The sequence below is a fragment of the Novosphingobium sp. BL-52-GroH genome (assembly GCF_044813085.1).
Lineage (GTDB): Bacteria > Pseudomonadota > Alphaproteobacteria > Sphingomonadales > Sphingomonadaceae > Novosphingobium.
This window is the reverse complement of the sequence record NZ_CP171151.1, coordinates 375,551-392,774: the sequence shown is the minus strand read 5'-3', so window position 1 is coordinate 392,774 and position 17,224 is coordinate 375,551. Positions and strand designations below refer to the sequence as shown.

Annotated in this window: 11 protein-coding genes and 4 pseudogenes; 12 read left to right on the top strand and 3 right to left on the bottom strand. The window is 63.8% G+C overall.

Features of this window, described 5'->3' with window-relative positions; all coding sequences use genetic code 11:
• Positions 1-63: 63 nt before the first annotated feature.
• The 7 genes from ACFFDA_RS11950 to ACFFDA_RS11920 all read left to right on the top strand — a co-directional run bounded on the left by ACFFDA_RS11950 (position 64) and on the right by ACFFDA_RS11920 (position 9,313).
• Positions 64-1,236: a thiolase family protein gene (locus ACFFDA_RS11950; protein ID WP_404478875.1), complete on the top strand. Its 1,173-nt coding sequence runs from the start codon at positions 64-66 to the stop codon at positions 1,234-1,236.
• Positions 1,236-2,378: an acyl-CoA dehydrogenase family protein gene (locus ACFFDA_RS11945; protein WP_404478874.1), complete on the top strand. Its 1,143-nt coding sequence runs from the start codon at positions 1,236-1,238 to the stop codon at positions 2,376-2,378. The genes ACFFDA_RS11950 and ACFFDA_RS11945 overlap by 1 nt, the downstream gene beginning before the upstream one ends.
• Positions 2,379-2,411: 33 nt before the next feature.
• A complete protein-coding gene (locus ACFFDA_RS11940) occupies positions 2,412-3,110 on the top strand; it encodes an SDR family oxidoreductase (protein WP_404478873.1) in 699 nt (232 codons plus the stop codon).
• A gap of 66 nt (positions 3,111-3,176) precedes the next feature.
• On the top strand, positions 3,177-4,538 hold the full coding sequence (locus tag ACFFDA_RS11935; protein WP_404478872.1) for a spinster family MFS transporter: 1,362 nt from the start codon (positions 3,177-3,179) through the stop codon (positions 4,536-4,538).
• A gap of 145 nt (positions 4,539-4,683) precedes the next feature.
• Positions 4,684-6,966 carry a TonB-dependent receptor gene (locus tag ACFFDA_RS11930; RefSeq protein WP_404478871.1) on the top strand — a complete coding sequence of 761 codons (2,283 nt, stop codon included), beginning with the start codon at positions 4,684-4,686 and terminating at the stop codon, positions 6,964-6,966.
• Between the two features lie 16 nt (positions 6,967-6,982).
• Positions 6,983-8,086: an LLM class flavin-dependent oxidoreductase gene (locus tag ACFFDA_RS11925; RefSeq protein ID WP_404478870.1), complete on the top strand. Its 1,104-nt coding sequence runs from the start codon at positions 6,983-6,985 to the stop codon at positions 8,084-8,086.
• A 132-nt stretch (positions 8,087-8,218) separates the two neighbouring features.
• A complete protein-coding gene (locus ACFFDA_RS11920; RefSeq protein WP_404478869.1) occupies positions 8,219-9,313 on the top strand; it encodes an amidohydrolase family protein in 1,095 nt (364 codons plus the stop codon).
• Positions 9,314-9,407: 94 nt separating this feature from the next.
• Here ACFFDA_RS11920 and ACFFDA_RS11915 read toward each other — a convergent pair.
• Positions 9,408-10,329: pseudogene (locus ACFFDA_RS11915) on the bottom strand (zinc-binding alcohol dehydrogenase family protein).
• Positions 10,330-10,520: 191 nt separating this feature from the next.
• On the opposite strand from ACFFDA_RS11915, the gene ACFFDA_RS11910 reads away from it, so the two are divergent.
• Positions 10,521-12,179, top strand: coding sequence for an MFS transporter (locus ACFFDA_RS11910; protein ID WP_404478868.1), 1,659 nt, complete (start codon positions 10,521-10,523; stop codon positions 12,177-12,179).
• Positions 12,180-12,213: 34 nt separating this feature from the next.
• Here ACFFDA_RS11910 and ACFFDA_RS11905 read toward each other — a convergent pair whose 3' ends face one another.
• The gene (locus tag ACFFDA_RS11905; RefSeq protein WP_404478867.1) at positions 12,214-12,657 is read right to left on the bottom strand and encodes a cupin domain-containing protein; all 444 of its coding nucleotides are present in this window, start codon (positions 12,655-12,657) and stop codon (positions 12,214-12,216) included.
• Between the two features lie 187 nt (positions 12,658-12,844).
• Between ACFFDA_RS11905 and ACFFDA_RS11900 the strand changes: the two genes are divergently transcribed.
• Positions 12,845-13,522, top strand: coding sequence for a TetR family transcriptional regulator (locus ACFFDA_RS11900; protein ID WP_404478866.1), 678 nt, complete (start codon positions 12,845-12,847; stop codon positions 13,520-13,522).
• Between the two features lie 57 nt (positions 13,523-13,579).
• Positions 13,580-14,167, top strand: a pseudogene (locus tag ACFFDA_RS11895) (IS481 family transposase); the annotation flags it as partial.
• Between the two features lie 214 nt (positions 14,168-14,381).
• On the opposite strand, the pseudogene ACFFDA_RS11890 reads toward ACFFDA_RS11895, so the two are convergent.
• A pseudogene (locus ACFFDA_RS11890) lies at positions 14,382-15,675 on the bottom strand (IS110 family transposase).
• Between the two features lie 214 nt (positions 15,676-15,889).
• On the opposite strand from ACFFDA_RS11890, the pseudogene ACFFDA_RS11885 reads away from it, so the two are divergent.
• Together ACFFDA_RS11885 and ACFFDA_RS11880 are read left to right on the top strand one after the other, a co-directional pair.
• Positions 15,890-16,197 (top strand): annotated as a pseudogene (locus ACFFDA_RS11885) (integrase core domain-containing protein); the annotation flags it as partial.
• Positions 16,198-16,285: 88 nt separating this feature from the next.
• Positions 16,286-17,221, top strand: a complete 936-nt coding sequence (locus ACFFDA_RS11880; protein ID WP_404478865.1) for an NAD-dependent epimerase/dehydratase family protein — start codon at positions 16,286-16,288, stop codon at positions 17,219-17,221.
• Positions 17,222-17,224 lie beyond the last annotated feature (3 nt).

Genomic DNA, 17,224 nt, shown 5'->3' with positions numbered 1-17,224 from the left:
CGTTGCGTTCCGCCGACCGTGCGCTCATATGGCTCGATAATTCTGAAGTTGAAAGGGTCATTCGTGACGGGAATTGCGATTATCGGTGCCGCAAGGACGCCGATTGGGCGGGTGCGAGGGGGGCTGTCTGAAATCCGGTCGGACCATCTGGGTGCCGTCGTCCTTAACGCGGTCACCGATCGCGCGGGCGTGGACCCGGCCGAGGTCGAGGACGTCGTCATGGGCTGCGTGACCGCGGTGGGCGAGCAATCGGGCAATATAGGCCGTACCTCGCTGTTGTCGGCGGGCTGGCCCGAATCGATCCCCGGTACGACGGTCGATCGGCGTTGCGGTTCCTCCGAAGCTGCCATTCACATGGGGGTGGGTGAGATCGCCAGCGGAGCGTTCGACATCGTCGCCGCTGGCGGTGCCGAGAACATGTCGCGTGTGAAGATGGGCGGCAACAAGGAAATCTATGGCGAGCAATTCGGCTGGGCGCTGCAGGAGCGTTTTCCGCAGATTTCGCAGGGCGAAGCGGCCGAGCGGATCGCCGACAAATGGGGCTTCGGCCGCGACCAGCTCGACGACTATGCGAGCGAGAGCCATCGCCGCGCCGCCGCCGCCACCGATGCCGGCTATTTCGACCGTGAGATCGCGCCGGTCCCGGTCATGCAATGGCGCCAGCACGATGCGGTCGGTACGATCGAGTCGCTGTCGCACGACGAGACCATCCGCCGCGACACCAGCCGCGAGAAGCTGTCTGGGCTGAAGCCCGCCTTTCGTCCCGACGGCAAGGTGACCGCCGGCAACAGCTCGCAGATTTCCGACGGCGCCGCGGCCGTGCTGCTGATGGCGGAGGAGAATGCCCGCGCGCGCGGGTTGAAGGTGCGCGCGCGCGTTCGTGCCGTGACGACCGTGGGGTCGGACCCGACGTTGATGCTGCTCGGCCCGATCGCCGCGACCGCGAAAGTGCTGTCGAAGGCGGGGCTGACACTCGACGACATCGACCTGTTCGAGGTCAACGAGGCGTTCGCGCCGGTACCCCTGGTATGGATGCAGGAAACCGGCGTCTCGTTTGACAAGCTCAACGTCAATGGTGGCGCGATCGCGCTCGGCCATCCGCTCGGCGCGAGCGGCGCGCGGATCATGACCAGCCTGCTGCATGAAATGGAGCGCCGCGGCGTCCGTTACGGGCTACAGGCGATCTGTTGTGCGGGCGGGCTGGGCACCGCCACCATTTTGGAGCGCGTCGACTGATGGTTGGGATTCCCCGCACGGTATTGACCGAAGAGCATGAGATGTTCCGCGATCAGGTTCGACGTTTCGTCGAGACCGAGATCGTGCCCCACCATGACGAGTGGGAGCGGCAGGGCATCGTTTCGCGCGACGTCTGGCGCAAGGCGGGCGAGCAGGGGCTGCTTTGCCCGCTGATCCCGATGGAATATGGCGGCGCCGGCGCGGATTTCGGCTTCTCCGCTGTGATCATCGAGGAGTTGGCGCGGGTGAACGCGACGGCGGTGGGATTCACGCTGCATTCGGATGTGATGGCGCCCTATATCCTGCGCTATGGCAAGGCGGAATTGAAGGCCAATTACCTGCCCAGGCTCGCATCCGGCGAACTGATCGGCGCGCTCGCGCTGACCGAGCCGGGCATCGGCAGCGACCTTAAGGCGGTGCGCGCCACCGCGCGCCGCGACGGCGACCATTATGTGATCAACGGCAGCAAGACGTTCATCACCAATGGCCAGAATTCCGGCTTAGTCATCGTCGCGGTCAAGACCGACCCGGAAGCGGGGCGCAAGGGCATTTCGCTGATCGCGGTCGAGGACGGCACTCCGGGGTTCAAGAAGGGCCGCAACCTCGAAAAGATCGGCCTCCACGGACAGGACACCGCAGAATTGTTCTTCGACGATGTGCGGGTGCCGGTCGGCAATCTGCTCGGCGAGGAGAATAAGGGCTTCTACTACCTTCTCACCGAACTCGCGCAGGAGCGGCTGGTGGTCGGCATCCGCGCCGCCGCGTCGATCGAGGCGATGCTGGAGCGCACCATCGCCTATACCCGCGATCGCAAGGCGTTCGAGCAGTCGGTGTTCGATTTCCAGAACACGCGCTTCAAGCTGGCCGACGCCAAGGCGCAGTCGGTGATGCTGCGCGCCTTTGTCGATACCTGCCTCGCGCTGCACCTGAAGGGCGAACTCACCCCCGAACTGGCGGCGATGGTGAAGCTAAAGGGGGCAGAGGTGCAGGGCGTGGTGCTCGACGAACTGCTGCAGCTCCATGGCGGCTATGGCTATATGAGCGAATATGTCATCGGGCGGGCCTGGGTGGATGCGCGCGTCATGCGCATCTATGCCGGCAGTTCGGAGATCATGCGCGAAATTATCGCTCGCACGCTCTGAACGGGCAGCGAAAAGGGTAGAGTGGGGATTGCGATGCCGACGACGTTGGTGACCGGGGCAGGCGGGACATTGGGGACCGCGCTCTGTGCGTATCTGGCCGAACGGGGCCATCATGTCATCGGCGTCGCGCGGCGCCCGATTCCCGACTTTGCGGGTGATTTCTACAGCGCCGATCTGGCGGACGATGTCTCCACGGCGGCTGCGATGGCGGCAATTCTGGCCGATCACCGCGTCGACAATCTGGTCAATAACGCCGGTGCATCGGACCGCGCCGCGCTGGAGGACGTCGATCTCGCCGCCGTTCGCACAATGTATGAGCTGAACGTCAACGCGACGATCAAGGTCACACAGGCTGTGCTGCCGGCGATGCGCGCAAACGGGCGCGGGCGGATCGTCAACATGTGCAGCCGCGCGATGCTGGGGCGTGAACGGACGTCGATCTATGCGTCGAGCAAGGCCGCCGTGGAGAGCCTGACGCGGTCGTGGGCGCTCGAATTCGCCGACAGCGCGATCACCGTCAACGCGGTCGCACCCGGATTCATCCATTCCGAGATGTTCGTGCGCAACAATCCGCCGGACAGCCCACAGACCCAGAAGGACATGAGCCGCGTCCCGCTCGGCCGGCTCGGCCAGGGGGGCGAGGTCGCGGCCGCGGTCAACTATTTCCTGTCCGACGAGGCCGGATACACCACTGGACAGACGCTGTTCGTGTGTGGTGGCTGGAGCATCTGACGGACGACGGGGGGGCCCGGAACCGGGTTCGGATAGACAAAGTGCTGACAAGGCTCAGGAGTGGATATGTCGAACGAAGCCGGCCCGGGCGCCACAGCCCGCCACGAAGCACCCTATCCCCCTGCGTGGCAGGCATGGTCGGTTGTCGCGATCCTGTTCGTGGTGACATTGCTGTCGCAGCTTGATCGCCAGATCCCGGCATTGCTGGTCGCGCCGATCAAGGCCGAGTTCGGGATTTCGGATACCGTGTTCAGCCTGTTGCAGGGTTATGCCTTCGCGCTGATCTACACGCTGATGGGCCTGCCGTTCGGGCGATTGGTCGACAGCACCAACCGCCGCAACCTGATCGTCGGGGGGGTGATCGTGTGGAGCGCGATGACCGCACTGACGGCCTTCGCGAACAGCTACACCATATTGTTCATCGCCCGCATGGGCGTGGGCGTGGGTGAGGCCGTGCTGGCCCCGGCCGCCTATTCGATCATCGCCGACTATGTCGCGCCGGCCCGGCGCGGGCGGGCGATCTCGGTCTATTATCTGTCGCTGGCGATCGGGCAGGGGGCATCGCTGCTGATCGGCGGCCTGATCCTCAAGATGATCCCGCCGACGGGGGCGGAAGTGCCCTTGCTGGGTTCGTTCGAGCCATGGCGCATGGCGTTCCTGATCGCGGGCGCGCCGGGCATCTTCCTCGCGGCGCTGCTGTTCCTGGTCAGGGAACCGGTGCGGCGCGAGACGGTCATCGGCAGCGATGGCGGCACGCAGACTCCGACGTACAAGGAATTGTTCGCGTTCATGCGCAGCAACATGGGCGCGCTGTGGCCGATCTTTCTGTGCCCGACGGCGCTGGCGATCGTGGGCTATGCGGCAGTCAACTGGGCGGTCGCCTATTATGGCAGGACGTTCGGGATCCCGCCGCAACAGATCGGCGTGACTCTGGGGATCATCGTCGCCAGCGGTGGCATGTTGGGGACGTTGACGTCAGGGTTCTTCGGGGACTGGCTGGTCGCGCGCGGCATTCCGGCCGCCCGGCTTCGCGTGATGCAGGTGTCGATGCTCATCACGGTGCTGACTGCCGGTATCTGGAGTCTGATGCCCACCGCTGAACTGAGCCTGGCGGTGCTGGGCGTGATGCTGTTCGCGTCGGTACTGGGCCACAGCTCCGCGCCGGTGATGGTGCAGGAAGTCGTGCCTAATCGCATGCGCGGGCAGATCGTCGCCATCTATCTGCTGATCGCGGGTCTGGGCGGCATCGCGCTGGCGCCGACCGCCGTCGCCCTGATTACCGACTATGTGTTCCAGGACGAGTCGGCGGTTGGGCTGTCGCTGGCGATCGTCGGCTTCCCGATCGCGCTCCTGGGCCTGATCGTCGCCGTGGCGAGCCAGCGCCCCTACGCCGAAGTCGGGCGGCGGAAGGAAGCGATGGCAGGTTGAAGCGGCCACCGCGCAAAAATGTCGCCAAAGTACATCTTGATACAGAATATGTATCTGAAAAAAGAATACCACTTGCGTTGGCAGGGCTCGCTGGTTAGCTGGGCCTGACCAACGCCCGGAGAGCGGCGGCCAGGGAGGATTTCCAATGCAGATTTTTCGTCGCGCGCTGATCATCGGCACTGCATTGACATCGCCCTTTGCGGCGGTTGCTCAGGCCCAGCAGCAACCCGCGGCGCCCGCGCAGCAGGCCGAGGAGGCTCAGGGGCTGCAGGACATCGTGGTCACCGCCCAGCGGCGCGAGGAGCGGTTGCAGGACGTCCCGGTCGCCGTGACCGCGTTCGGCACTGCCGAACTCGAGAAGCGCCAGATCGGCGACGTCCAGGCGCTGACGCAGAACGCGCCTGCGATCACCTTCTCGGCTACGCCCTACGGCAATAACGACCTGATCCTCGCCATTCGTGGTGTGGCCCCGGGCGGCGTGCTTCCGAATGTCGATCAAGCGGTCGGCACTTATGTCGACGGCATCTATTATGCGCGGTCGGAGGGCAGCAACTTCGCGCTGGTCGATATTGCATCGGCAGAAGTTCTGCGTGGGCCGCAGGGCACGCTGTTCGGTCGCAACACGATCGGCGGCGCGCTGAACATCGCGACCAACAAGCCGAGTTACGAGCACAGCGGTTCGCTCAAGCTGGCCTATGGCAATTACAATGCCATCACCGCCCAGGGCATCGCCAACCTGCCGCTGGTCGACGACAAGCTGGCCGCACGGGTCGTGCTCGCCCATGTCCAGCATGACGGCTGGGGCGAAAACGCGCGCTTCGGCGATGTGGCGGATCAGAACGACAATTTCGTCCGCGCCAGCCTGCGCGCCGATCCTGCCGAGGGTGTTCGCTTTGACCTGATCGGCGACTATTATGCGGGCAAGAACCACCAGTCGCTGTGGGTACTGCGCGACTATCTGCCTGGCACGTCGCCCGCCGCCTATGCGCCCTATGTCGCGCCCAAGGGCAGTCGGGTCAGCCAGCAGGGCTTCAATCCGCTCAACCAATCGGAAATCTACACGCTGACCGGGATCGCAACCGTCGATCTGGGATTTGCCGAACTGAAGTCGATCACCGGTTACCGCAACATGGACTTCCAGGGCGCGAACGATCAGGACGGCACGCCGCTGCCGACGGTCGATGTGCTCGAATTCGAATTTGTGGGCGACCAGTTCAGTCAGGAGCTTCAGCTGACCGGCGAGTCGGCCGATTCGAGCCTGGTATGGGTGACGGGCGCCTATTATTTTCGTGAAAAGGTCCGCAACACCGGACTCGTCCGCGCCGGCGCGACGATCCAGGTCAATGAACTGATCCCGGAGAATGAATCGCTCAGCGCCTTCGCGCAGCTGACCTATGAGGTGACGCCCGGCCTCCGGCTGACCGGCGGCCTGCGCTATGTCGTCGATCACCGCGACATCACCTATCGGCGTCCGCTCTTCCCGGTCGCGGCCGCCTTTGCCAACACCGTCACCGCCGACCTGCCGGCCGGCGCGATCGGCGCGCAGACCTGTCCCTATGCGACGCTCGGCCTGACGACGGATGCCGTGAAGTGCAGCTTCAGCCCGAAACGGATCACGTTCAAGACCGTGCCGTTCACGGTCGGCATCGACTATAAGCCGGACGCCGACAGCCTGCTCTATGCCAAGTTCGCACGCGGGTTCCGCGCCGGCGGGCATCAGCAGCCGACCGGCACCACCGTCACGTTCTTCACCCCGTTCAAGGAGGAGAAGGTCGACAGCTGGGAAGTCGGTGCGAAGCTCTCGCTGTTCGACCGCAGGCTGCAATTCGCCGCTTCGGGCTACTACTCGCTGTACAGCGATGTGCAGCAGAACTCGCTGCTGTCCAGCACGCCGTCGATCGTCATCGCCGTCGTCAATGCGGGCAAGGAACGGATCTACGGCGCCGAATTCGAGGCGACGGCCCTGCTGGGCGATCTGCGCCTGTCGGGCTCGCTCGGCCTGATCGAGCCGGAATTCACGGCTGGCCCGTACAAGGACACGTCGGTTCCGGCAGTGTCCAAGGTCACCTGGGCGGTCAGCGGCGACTATCCGATCGAATTGTCGGATGGCAGCGAGATCGAGCTGCACGCCGACTATAACTGGCGATCGAAGGTCAATTTCCTGAACATCGGTTCGGTTGGCGCGGCTGGGCTGGTTCCGTACAGCGCATTCCAAGCGGCGGCGGTCACGCAGGAAGCCTATGGCCTGCTCGCCGCGCGCATTTCGTACAAGCTGCGGAACTCGGACTTGACCTTCTCGCTGTTCGGCAAGAACCTGACCAACGAATATTTTGCGGGCCGGACCGGATCGCTGGCGGGCGCGAATTTCAATTCGATCGTGCTCGGGGAGCCACGCACCTACGGGGTGTCGCTATCTGCAAGCTTCTAACGGTGTGAGGGCAGCCATGTCCGACGATTTCGACCTGTTCCGCGCTTCCGGCCACAAGCTATTCAGCGACCGCAAGTTGAAACTGGGGACATTCTGCTCGAATTCGGATGGCGGGTTCATCGTCTCGAAGGTCGAGGGGCAGATCGCGGCGAGCTGGCCCTCCACCCTCGACGCCGCGAAACTTGCCGATGCGGCGGGGTTCGAGGCGATCGTGCCGCTCGGCCGGTGGTACGGGCGGCATACGCTGGAAAGCTATACTTGGGCAGCGGCGCTGGCGGCGGTCACGGAAAACCCGTTGCTGTTCTCCACCTCGCACGTCGCGAGCCTCCACCCGGTCGTCGCCGCCAAACAGGGCGCGACGATCGACCAGATCAGCGGCGGGCGCTTTGCGCTGAACATCGTGTGCGGCTGGATGCAGTCGGAGATCGACCTGTTCGGCGCGAGCGCTGCGGGCACGCATGTTGATCGTTACGCCCAGGCTGCCGAATGGGTCACGATCATCAAGCGGCTATGGACATCGCCCGACCCGTTCGACTTCACCGGCGAATATTATCAGGTAAAGGGGGCGGCGCTGAACCTGAACGTGACGGCGCGTCCGCGGCCGCCGATCATGAATGCTGGCGTGTCGGAGGTCGGCAAACGCTTCGCGGTCGCGCATTGCGACATGGTGTTCATCGCGCCCAAGGGGATCAACGAAGAGATCGCGGCGCAGGTCGCCGATTACCGCCGGCTGGCGCGCGAGGAATTCGGGCGCGAGATCCAGGTATGGACCTATGCCAGCGTCATTGATGGCGAGACCGAGCAGGATGCCGACGACTTCTATCACTATTTTGTCGAGGAGAAGGGGGACTGGGCACAGGCCGAGCATCATGCGCGCGTCCGCAACGTCACCTCGCCGCCCATGCCGCCCGAGGAATATCGACGTTATCTGGAGAAGTTGATCGCGGGCGATACCGGCTGCACCCTGATGGGCGGGCCGGACCAGATCGCCGAAGGGCTCGCGCGGCTGAGCAGCTATGGCCTGGATGGTGTGTTGCTGGCATGGCCGCAATATCATGTCGGTCTGGAGCGATTTCAGCGGCTTGTGCTGCCCAGGATCGAACGGATCGGACTTCGATAGCGGTTCGCGTTCTGGTGAAAGAATTCGATTTCATTTCAAGAAAAATTTTGCAAGGGGAGGCCTTCCGCGTTACCCTGCGCACATGCGCGAACGCGCCCGGTTAAAGCAGCTCTCAGAGAGGATTTAGTCAAGATGCTGATCGACCTCCACGCCCATATCGTCCATCCTGATTTCTACGATCAGGATCCGTTCTGGGGCCCGCAGTTTCAGGAAAAGAACAATGGCGATTTCAGCCTGAAGGTCGGACACTGGATCCTTACCCTTGGCCAGCCAGAGCGCCGCGCCGCGGTTGCCGCCGGCACCGCGCCCCGCCTCGAAGAATATTGGAAGATGGCGCGCGATAACCGCAATCGCCTCAAGAGCATGGATGCGGCCGGCCAGGACGCGCAGGTGCTGTCGATCCCGTCGCATTGCTACATGTACTGGACTTCCGCCGAATTCTCGATCCGGCTGTCCGAGCGGTTCAACGAGGTCGCGGCGCAATATTGCGCGGACAGCGACAACCGCCTGTTCTACTGGGCGCATGCGCCGCTCAACGTGCCGGAAGCCTGCCCGGACATCATTCGCCATGCGGTGAAGGAATATGGCGCGGTCGGCCTGTCGGCCGGTGGCGCGAACTTCGGCGGGCTCGAGTTCGACTCGCCGGAACTCGACATCGTCTGGAAGACGATGTGCGATCTCGACCTGCCGATCTTCGTCCATGGCTATAACCAGTCGGTGACCTGGGGCGAGAAGGCGAACAACGATCGCTACGAGACGACCGCGATAGTCGGCATGAACTATGACGAGAGCCAGTGCTTCTGGAACCTAGTGTGCGGCGGCGTGCTCGACCGGTTCCCGGACCTGAAGGTCTACATCACCCATGCGGGCGGCTTCGTGCCCTATCAGCTGGGTCGTCTCGACGAGTGCAACAAGAACCTGGAAGTGCGCCACAACAAGCACGACATGATGCACTATATGAAGAATTTCTGGTTCGATCCGGAAATCCACGCGTTGCCGATGCGACAGGCGATGGTCGAGCTGATCGGTGCAGACCAGCTGGTCTATGGCACCAATTTCGGTGGCAGCGATGCGATCCGGTTCGACATGACCGCCGATCTGCGGATCTCGGACGAGGACAAGGACAAGATCCGCTACATCAACGCGCTCAAGCTGTTCCACAAGGACGAGAGCGATATCGGCCGCTGCCAGGTGCCGGCTGCCGACGCGATGGCAGTGCCGGTCTGAGGACAGGCTCTGTGGTGACAATGCCCGCCGCACACTCTCGTGCGGCGGGCATCTTGTTTTCAGGGGCTGGCCCTGCGGCAGCGCCGCGAGGCAGCTATCGGACCTTGCCGAGCACCTTCGCGTGGGGGCTGCCGGCCTGTGCGGCCCAGGCGTTCGCAACCTCCGCCAGCGGATAGACGTCATGGTCCACCCGGATATCATGTTCGAGGGCAAGGGTGAGCAGGTGGAGCCACGTGTGTTCGCGCTCGGCGGGCGGCCGCTGCCCGGTGCCGACCAGCGCAAGCGAGCGGAACAGCAGGTCGCGGATGTTGAAGTTCATCTGATCGCCGGCGCCCACCCCGATCGTCTTGATCCGCGCGCCCCAGCGGGTCGCCTTCATCGCCGCATGCAGTGGTGGTCCACCGACCATGTCCAGCACCACGTCGAATCCGCCATTCGATTGCGCAGCCAGCGCCGCGACATCATCCGGCCCGCCCAGCGCCACACCCGCATCGGCGATGCCGCGCGCGACCAGCCGGTTCAGCGCGGGCCGACTGCGCGCCGCCGCGACGACATGACCGGCGCCCATGATGCGCGCGAGCTGCAGCGCAATCTGGCCGATCGCACCGGTGCCGCCGACGATCAGGACATTGTCGCCCGGATTCACGCCGGCCTGATCGAGCGGCGCCCATGCGCCCGTCCCGGCAATCGCCATGGTAATCGCCAGCGCGTCGTCCACGGCGTCGGGCACATCCCACACCTCCGCGCGCGGGACGACCACCCGTTCGGCAGGCGCCAAAGGGCGGGTGGGCGCGTTCGCCGAAATAGACGCGCCGGCCATTGTCGAGTCGCCCGACGCCCTCACCACGCAGGACGCAGGGATAATCGACGCCGAACTGATACATGCCCAGCACGTCCCAGCCGCCCAGGCCCGCCGTGTCCACATGGATCAGGACCGAACCCTCCTGTGCCTCCGGTTTCCGGAAGGTGCCGTAATGCGGCGCCTCACCCGCGCGATCGATGATTGCAGCTTTCATTCGCCCCTCCCGCCTGTCCGTTCGCCTGCGATCCACGTGCCCGCATGGCTTGCGGCAATCACTATCTCAAAATCCCGGACGTGGAACATAATTCTGAATACCGAATATTCCCGCCCTTGTGGGCGGGGCCGCATTCGCGAGTGCCGCGAAACGGCATTGCCGGGCACCGTTGTGCGATCTAGGGTATCGACGTGAGCGATCGATCTGCAACGCGCCCGCCGGCGCCTCCGGTCGGGCCGCTCGGGCATCGCAATTTCCGCGAAATCTGGTTCGGCAGCCTGTTGGCAAGCCTGGCGCTGATGATCGCGGGCGTGGGCGCCGCGTGGACGATGACCTTGCTGACCGACAGCCCGCAGCAGGTGGCCCTGGTTCAGTCGGCATTGATGCTTCCCTATCTACTGTTCGCGATGCCCGCCGGTGCGATCGCCGACAGCTATGATCGGCGCCAGATCGGGATGATCGCATTGGGCGGCGCCGCGTTCGTCAATGTGCTGATCGTCCTTGTGACCGTGACCGATCTGATGACGCCGCCGCTACTGCTCGGCCTTTGCTTTCTGCTCGGCATCGCCACCAGTACGTACACGCCGTCCTGGCAATCCTTGGTTTCGGAACAGGTGCCGGGGGAGGTCATCCCGCGCGCGGTCACGCTCAACGCGATCAGTTTCAATATCGCGCGCAGCTTCGGCCCGGCGGTGGGCGGCGCCATCGTGGCGCTGGCCGGCGCCGCAGCGGCATTCTGTGTCTCCACCTTTTTGTATATGCCGATGCTGGCCGCGTTCTGGCGCTGGAAGCGCGTGCCGGAAAAGCCGCGCCTACCGCCCGAGCGCGTCGGAAGCGCGATCGTCTCCGGGGTTCGGTATATCGCGCACTCGGCGGCGTTGCGCTCCGTGATCGTGCGCAGTTTCCTGTATTGCAGCTGCCTCGCGTCGATCGTCGGCCTGATGCCGTTGATCTCGAAATATGCGTTGAACGGGGGGCCGCTGGTCTTCGGGATCCTGCTGGGAAGCTATGGCGGGGGAGCAGTGGTCGGCGGGCTGTTCATCGACCAGTTCCGCGCGCGGCTGGGCAGCGCGCCCGTCGAGAGCGGCGTGACGCTGACCGGAATCGGGGTCGTTGTCCTCGCATTCTGTCACAATATCTGGGCGGCTTCGATCGTCCTCATCCTGATCGGCGCGGTGTGGACCCAGGCGTTGACCTCGCTCAATGTCGCCGTTCAGATCGGTGCGCCGCGCTGGGTCGGCGGGCGGGCGCTGGCGGCGTTTCAGGCGACGGCGGCGGGCGGCTTTGCAATGGGCAGCTGGCTGGGGGGCTATGTCGCCGAACAGACGTCGATTTCGGTCACGCTCGGCGCGTCTGGCCTGACGCTGGTGCTTCTGTCGATCGCCGGGCGCTGGCTGAAAGCGGCCGAAGACATTCCCGATCCAACCGCATCTCTCCGCGAATTCGACGACCCGCAGATCGATCTGGCACTGACGGGGCGGAGCGGGCCGATCGTGATCGAGATCGAATTCCGCGTGCCAAAGGAAGAGGCGCGCGGCTTCTACGAGGCCATGCTCGAGATCCGGCTGTTGCGTCGCCGCAACGGTGTGAGCGCGTGGACGCTGGCGCGCGACATCGGCGATGCGGAGCGCTGGGTCGAACGCTTTCATTGCCCGACTTGGCATGATTATCTGCGTCATCGCAGCCGGTTGACCGCCGCCGAACTGGTGCTGGTGACGGAAATCTCCGATCGCTACGGCATCGTCGGCGAAACGCGGATCACGCGCTTGCTGGAGCGCCCCGTCGGATCCGTGCGCTGGCGCGACGACACGCCTGATCGCGGGCAGGTGCCGACCGGCATCATCCCTTGATGCGCCAACGCCCCCGACGGCGTGGGCCGAGTCGCTATTGAGTCGGCGCGACCTCGCTGACGATCAGCACCGTGGGCACCGTGCCGGCATTCTTCCACCAATGCGAAAAGCCGCCGATCTCGCGGATAGTGTCGCCTGCCCTGTGAACCACCGCGATCCGGCATTTGCTGCTATATTCGGTCGCCTCGCCCGAGAGGACATACATGATCGAGGGCCGCCCCTGATGGCTGTGTGCGGGGACACTGGCGCCGGGTGCGAGTGTCACCTGGCGAAACCGCAACGCGCGGCCCGCGACACCGATTTCCGGGCCAAGGTCGATCGCCGCCGATGCACCCTGCGTTGCACCAGTCGGCTTGTCGGGCGCCCCGCTCAACGCGGTTTCCTTGCGATCCGCCTCCGGGCATTCGGCGGCCATCGCCTGTCCCGACAGCGTTAGGCCGAGAGCGAGCAGGGCAATGTTGAGGGTCTTGCTGGGCACGCATTCTCTCCATTTGATCTCGTCGTCGAATCGTTATGCGATTTTTCGGCCGAATTCGGAAATATTATTCGATGTCGAGAATGAACGCCGGGTGACGCAGGATCGCGCGGTGCTGTCGCCCGGTTGTCAATTGCATATCGGGCACGATATGCGGGGACAAGCATAGCGCGTTGTTTGGGAGTTCCGGTTGGCCAGCAGGAAGAAGGAAGCCTCGGAACGACGAAGCCATCGTTCGGGCGTGCGCACCCGGCTGAGCATATTGCGCGCGGCCGAGGCGGTGATCGCCGAACGCGGATACGAAAGTGCGTCGCTGCGCGAGATCACGTCGCGTGCCGGGGTCGATCTCGCGCTGGTCAACTATCATTTCGGCTCAAAGGAGCGGCTCTACATCGCGATCCTCTCGCGCCGGAATCTCGCGATCAACCGCAAGCGGCTGAAAAGGCTGGAACAGGCGCGCCGCGATGCCGCGCCGCACGCAATTCCGCCCGAAGTGATCGTGGATTGCTTCCTCGACCCCATTTTCGAGCGGCTGATGGCGAAGGCGACGGGGTGGCGCGACTGGGGGCGGATCGCCGCCCGGATCAACTCGACACCTCCCGTGCTGACCCACCAGCGCGAGGAGGTCGACGAGATCAGCCTGGTCTTCATCCGCGAGCTTCAGCGGTCGCTGGCGCATGTCGATCCAGGCTCGCTCTACTTCCGGTACGCTTTCATGGCGGCGTGTGTGATCGAGGTGCTGCATTCGACGTCGCGCGTCTCGAACATGTCGGAAGGTGCGGTCGATATGCGCGACATCGCCCGTGCGGCCGTAGAGGCGCGTGCGTTCATCATCGGCGCGTTGACCGCGCCGGGAGCGGATCGCTAGGTGTTTGATCCCACGGTTTAATGGTGCGATCGTTTCGTTGGAATGGAAGGAAGCCGTATGGGACAGGTTCGCCACGGAGCGCCACGACTACGCACGCCGTCCGAGCCGCAATACAGCGATCGCAGCTTCGCTGGCGACGCTGAGCCGGGAGCTGGGGATCAATCCCAAGATGGTGGCGAAGTGGCGTAAGGGGGCCACGGTCGAGGATCTGAAGACCGGGCCGAAGGCCCCTCATTCAACAACCCTGACGGAAGCCGAGGAGGCAATGGTAGTCGCGTTCCGGCGCCACACGCTGCTGCCGCTCGACGACTGCCTCTACGCCCTGCAGCCGTCGATCCTGCGCCTGACGCGCTCAGCGCTGCACCGATGCCTTCAGCGGCACGGCATCTCCCGCCTGCCGATGTCGAAGGCGACAGGCCCAAGCGCCAGCGCTTCAAGCGATACCCCATCGGGTTCTTCCACATGGATATCGCCGAGGTTCAGACCGCCGAAGGCAGGCTCTATTTGTTCGTGGCTATCGACCGCACCAGCAAGTTCGCAGTCACTCAGCTGGTCGACAAGGCTGACCGGCGCACGGCTTGGGAGTTCCTGGAACATCTGCTGAAAGCCGTTCCCTACCGCATCCACACGATCCTCACCGACAACGTCCTGGGTAGGGAAGCAACGGCGAGATTTGGCCAGCAGGTCTCTATGCGCCGACAATGATCGGCACGGCATGCATTCTGAGCCAGATGGCTTCCACCGTCAACGGGATCGCTCTCTGCCATAGCAAACACAGGATCCAGCGGCGCCGAAGCAGCCGTGGTCCTCACCGTCCTTAGAATGAGATACGCACCCAGGTGGAAGGCCCGAACATTATCTACAGGGTCGCTTTCGCGCCCTCACGGCACTTGCAGAGAGGGGTCCTTCCACCTGGCACCCGGCCGTTCGACGAACGGCCGGTACTCTGTCCCCGTCTTGACGACGGCGTGAGCCACGCGCGCCATCTTGGCGGTGAGCGCCGTCATCGCCTTGCGGCGGCGATCGGCATCGTCCGCGTGCCCGGCAGTGTATCGTCCGAGCTTGTCGCGGAAGCTGTTGTCGCGCTGACGCGCGGCGACCTGAGCTGCCATCCAGAATGTACGACGCAATCGCGCATTGCCGTACTTGGATAGCTTCGTGCGACCGCGAAACGTGCCGGACTGGCAAGTTGCAAGATCGAGGCCGCAGAACTTGAGGAACTGGCGATGATGGTTGAAGCGGCGAAGGTCGCCTGCCTCAGCCAGGATCGTCAGGGCGTTGATCGGACCGATGCCAGGAATATTGCGCAGCAGCCGGTAATCCACATGCTCGGCAAGCCGGGCATGGGCGAGCCGTTCGATCTCGTCGCGCTGGTGTATGAGGCTGCGACCTTGCGCGATGACCATGCGAAACATGGTGATCGCGATCGAGTCCTCGGGCACCGGCAACGCCGCAGAACTGCGGGCGGTCTCATACACATCGTTGATCAAACGGGCTTTGGAGACCTTGCGCCCGATCAGAGGCCATACCGCGGCAGAGAATTCTTCCCGATCAAGCGAGGTGATGCTGGCTGGGGTCGGGAACCGTTCGATCATCGCCAGGAACCAATCCGACCGACTGTTGCCGGCGAAGCGCGCCATCTCGGGAAAATACAGGGGGAGGTAATGGGTCAAGATGCGATGCCAGGTTTGCGTCTTCATTCTGGAGACGACCTCGTGGGTCTTGGACAGCTCTTGAAGGTCGTTGATCCCAGCGGCGAGCGGATCGACGTAGCGCTGTGTGGCGCCGATCCGCAGCATGTGGAGGATCACCTGCGCGTCCTTGGAATCGTTCTTGTCCCAGCCATTATGGAGCGCTTCGCGGGTTCGAGCGAGCGCGACTGATGAGATGAGGCGCAGTTCGAACCCCGCGGTCAGCAGTCTGTGCGCCAGCGTGCGATGGTAATTTCCAGTCGCTTCAAATCCAACGACGATAGGACGACCGATGGCGGCGAGCTGTTCGGCAAAGCCGTCGTAGTCCTCCTTGGTCGCCATAACGGTCATACGTCGGCGCCGCCCGCCTTCCGGTCGCTCGATGAGAACCTCCTGCCGGTTCTTGGACATATCGATGGCTACCAGCACGGCATCGGCAGGCGTAGGGATGAGCTTGGTCATGGTCGGTTGGCCTCCAAAGTGTTGTCTCGACAACTTCACTTTAGACACATGCTGGCCGGCCATGGCTTGCCCTGATGAAGCCGGCGGCCGCTTCGCGACCTTGTCTTCATCAGGGCCATAGCGGCTCCCGATCCGGCGTTTCCCAATGTGCTACGGCATCCAGTTCGCCGAGTAACCTGGCAACCGCAACACCGCCTGGTCGCGCCAGATGCGCTTCGACATGATCTGCGAGGCAAACGAGATCGAGCACCGGTTCACCAAGCCGAACCATCCGTGGATGAACGGCCAGGTCGAGCGGATGAACCGCACCATCAAGGAAGCCACCGTCAAGCGCTTCCACTACGACAGCTACGGCCAGCTCCGGACGCATCTCGCCGACTTCATGGCCGCCTACAACTCGCCCGCCGGCTCAAGACGCTCAGCGGCCTCACGCCCTACGAATACATCGCCAGGGTTTGGCCGTCAGAGCCAGAACGCTTCATCGTCGATCCGATCCACCAGATGCCGGGACTAAACAACTAGGCATGCTTCCGCATTGACAAGTTTCAACGGCTGTTGAATAGCTCGCCCCAGCAGCGCGGCAGGACCGCGCTTGAGTCGGGGAGAGTGAATGGCCATGTTGTTTGGCAAGAAAATCCTGATCACCGGTGGTGCCGGCATGATGGGTCGCCCGGTCGCCGAGATGCTGGCACCGGACAACGAGGTGTGGGTTTCCTCCCTGTTCGACGAGTTCGAGCAGCCCGTGCGCGAAGCGCTGGAGGCGCAGGGGATCAAGACCGTCGCGTGGGACATGGCGCGCGAAGGCGTCGACAGCCTGCCGACGGATTTCACCCATGTGCTGCACACCGCGATGCTGCGCGAAACCAGCAGCTATGACGATTCGGTGGAGACCAACGGCATTTCCGTGGCGCGACTAATGACGCATTGTCGAAACGCGGAATCGTTCGTGTTCGTGTCAACCATGGGCGTCTACAAGCGCAACGCGCGCGACTATCCCTATGTCGAGACCGACGCGCTGGGCGGCGACCATTCGTCGATGGGCCCCTATGTCGTCGGCAAGATCGCGAGCGAAGGCGTCGCCCGCGCCCTTGCACGCCTCTACGATCTGCCTACGACGATCGTGCGCCCCAACGTGATCTACGGCCCATATGGCTGGGGTGGGGTGCCGATCCTGTTCCTCAAGCGCATGGTCGAGGGCCAGCCGATCGAGGCGCCGCTGGATGGCGAGAACCATTGCAGCCTGATCCACACCGACGACATCGCGCGGTTCATGCCCGGATTCTGGGCGGCGGCGTCGGTGCCGGCGACGGTCGTCAATCTGGGCGGGGACGATGTTGTCACCATGCCCGAATATATGGGCTATGTGTCAGAGATTACCGGCCTGCCGGTCGAGTTCGTGCGCAGCCCGACGACGCGCGACACCTATGTCTCCGACAGCACCAAGCGCAAGGCGCTGGTGGGGCCGACCCAGGTCGACTGGCGCGACGGCATTCGCCGCACGGTGGAGGCACATATGCCGCATCTTCTGAAGGAAAAGGTCGGCTGAACG

Bases quoted from the DNA above. Each gene is read 5' to 3' on its own strand.
- ACFFDA_RS11925 (WP_404478870.1), top strand. From the start codon at position 6,983: ATGTCCGACGATTTCGACCTGTTCCGCGCTTCCGGCCACAAGCTATTC.
- ACFFDA_RS11935 (WP_404478872.1), top strand. From the start codon at position 3,177: ATGTCGAACGAAGCCGGCCCGGGCGCCACAGCCCGCCACGAAGCACCC.
- ACFFDA_RS11945 (WP_404478874.1), top strand. From the start codon at position 1,236: ATGGTTGGGATTCCCCGCACGGTATTGACCGAAGAGCATGAGATGTTC.
- ACFFDA_RS11930 (WP_404478871.1), top strand. From the start codon at position 4,684: ATGCAGATTTTTCGTCGCGCGCTGATCATCGGCACTGCATTGACATCG.
- ACFFDA_RS11940 (WP_404478873.1), top strand. From the start codon at position 2,412: ATGCCGACGACGTTGGTGACCGGGGCAGGCGGGACATTGGGGACCGCG.
- ACFFDA_RS11880 (WP_404478865.1), top strand. From the start codon at position 16,286: ATGGCCATGTTGTTTGGCAAGAAAATCCTGATCACCGGTGGTGCCGGC.
- ACFFDA_RS11920 (WP_404478869.1), top strand. From the start codon at position 8,219: ATGCTGATCGACCTCCACGCCCATATCGTCCATCCTGATTTCTACGAT.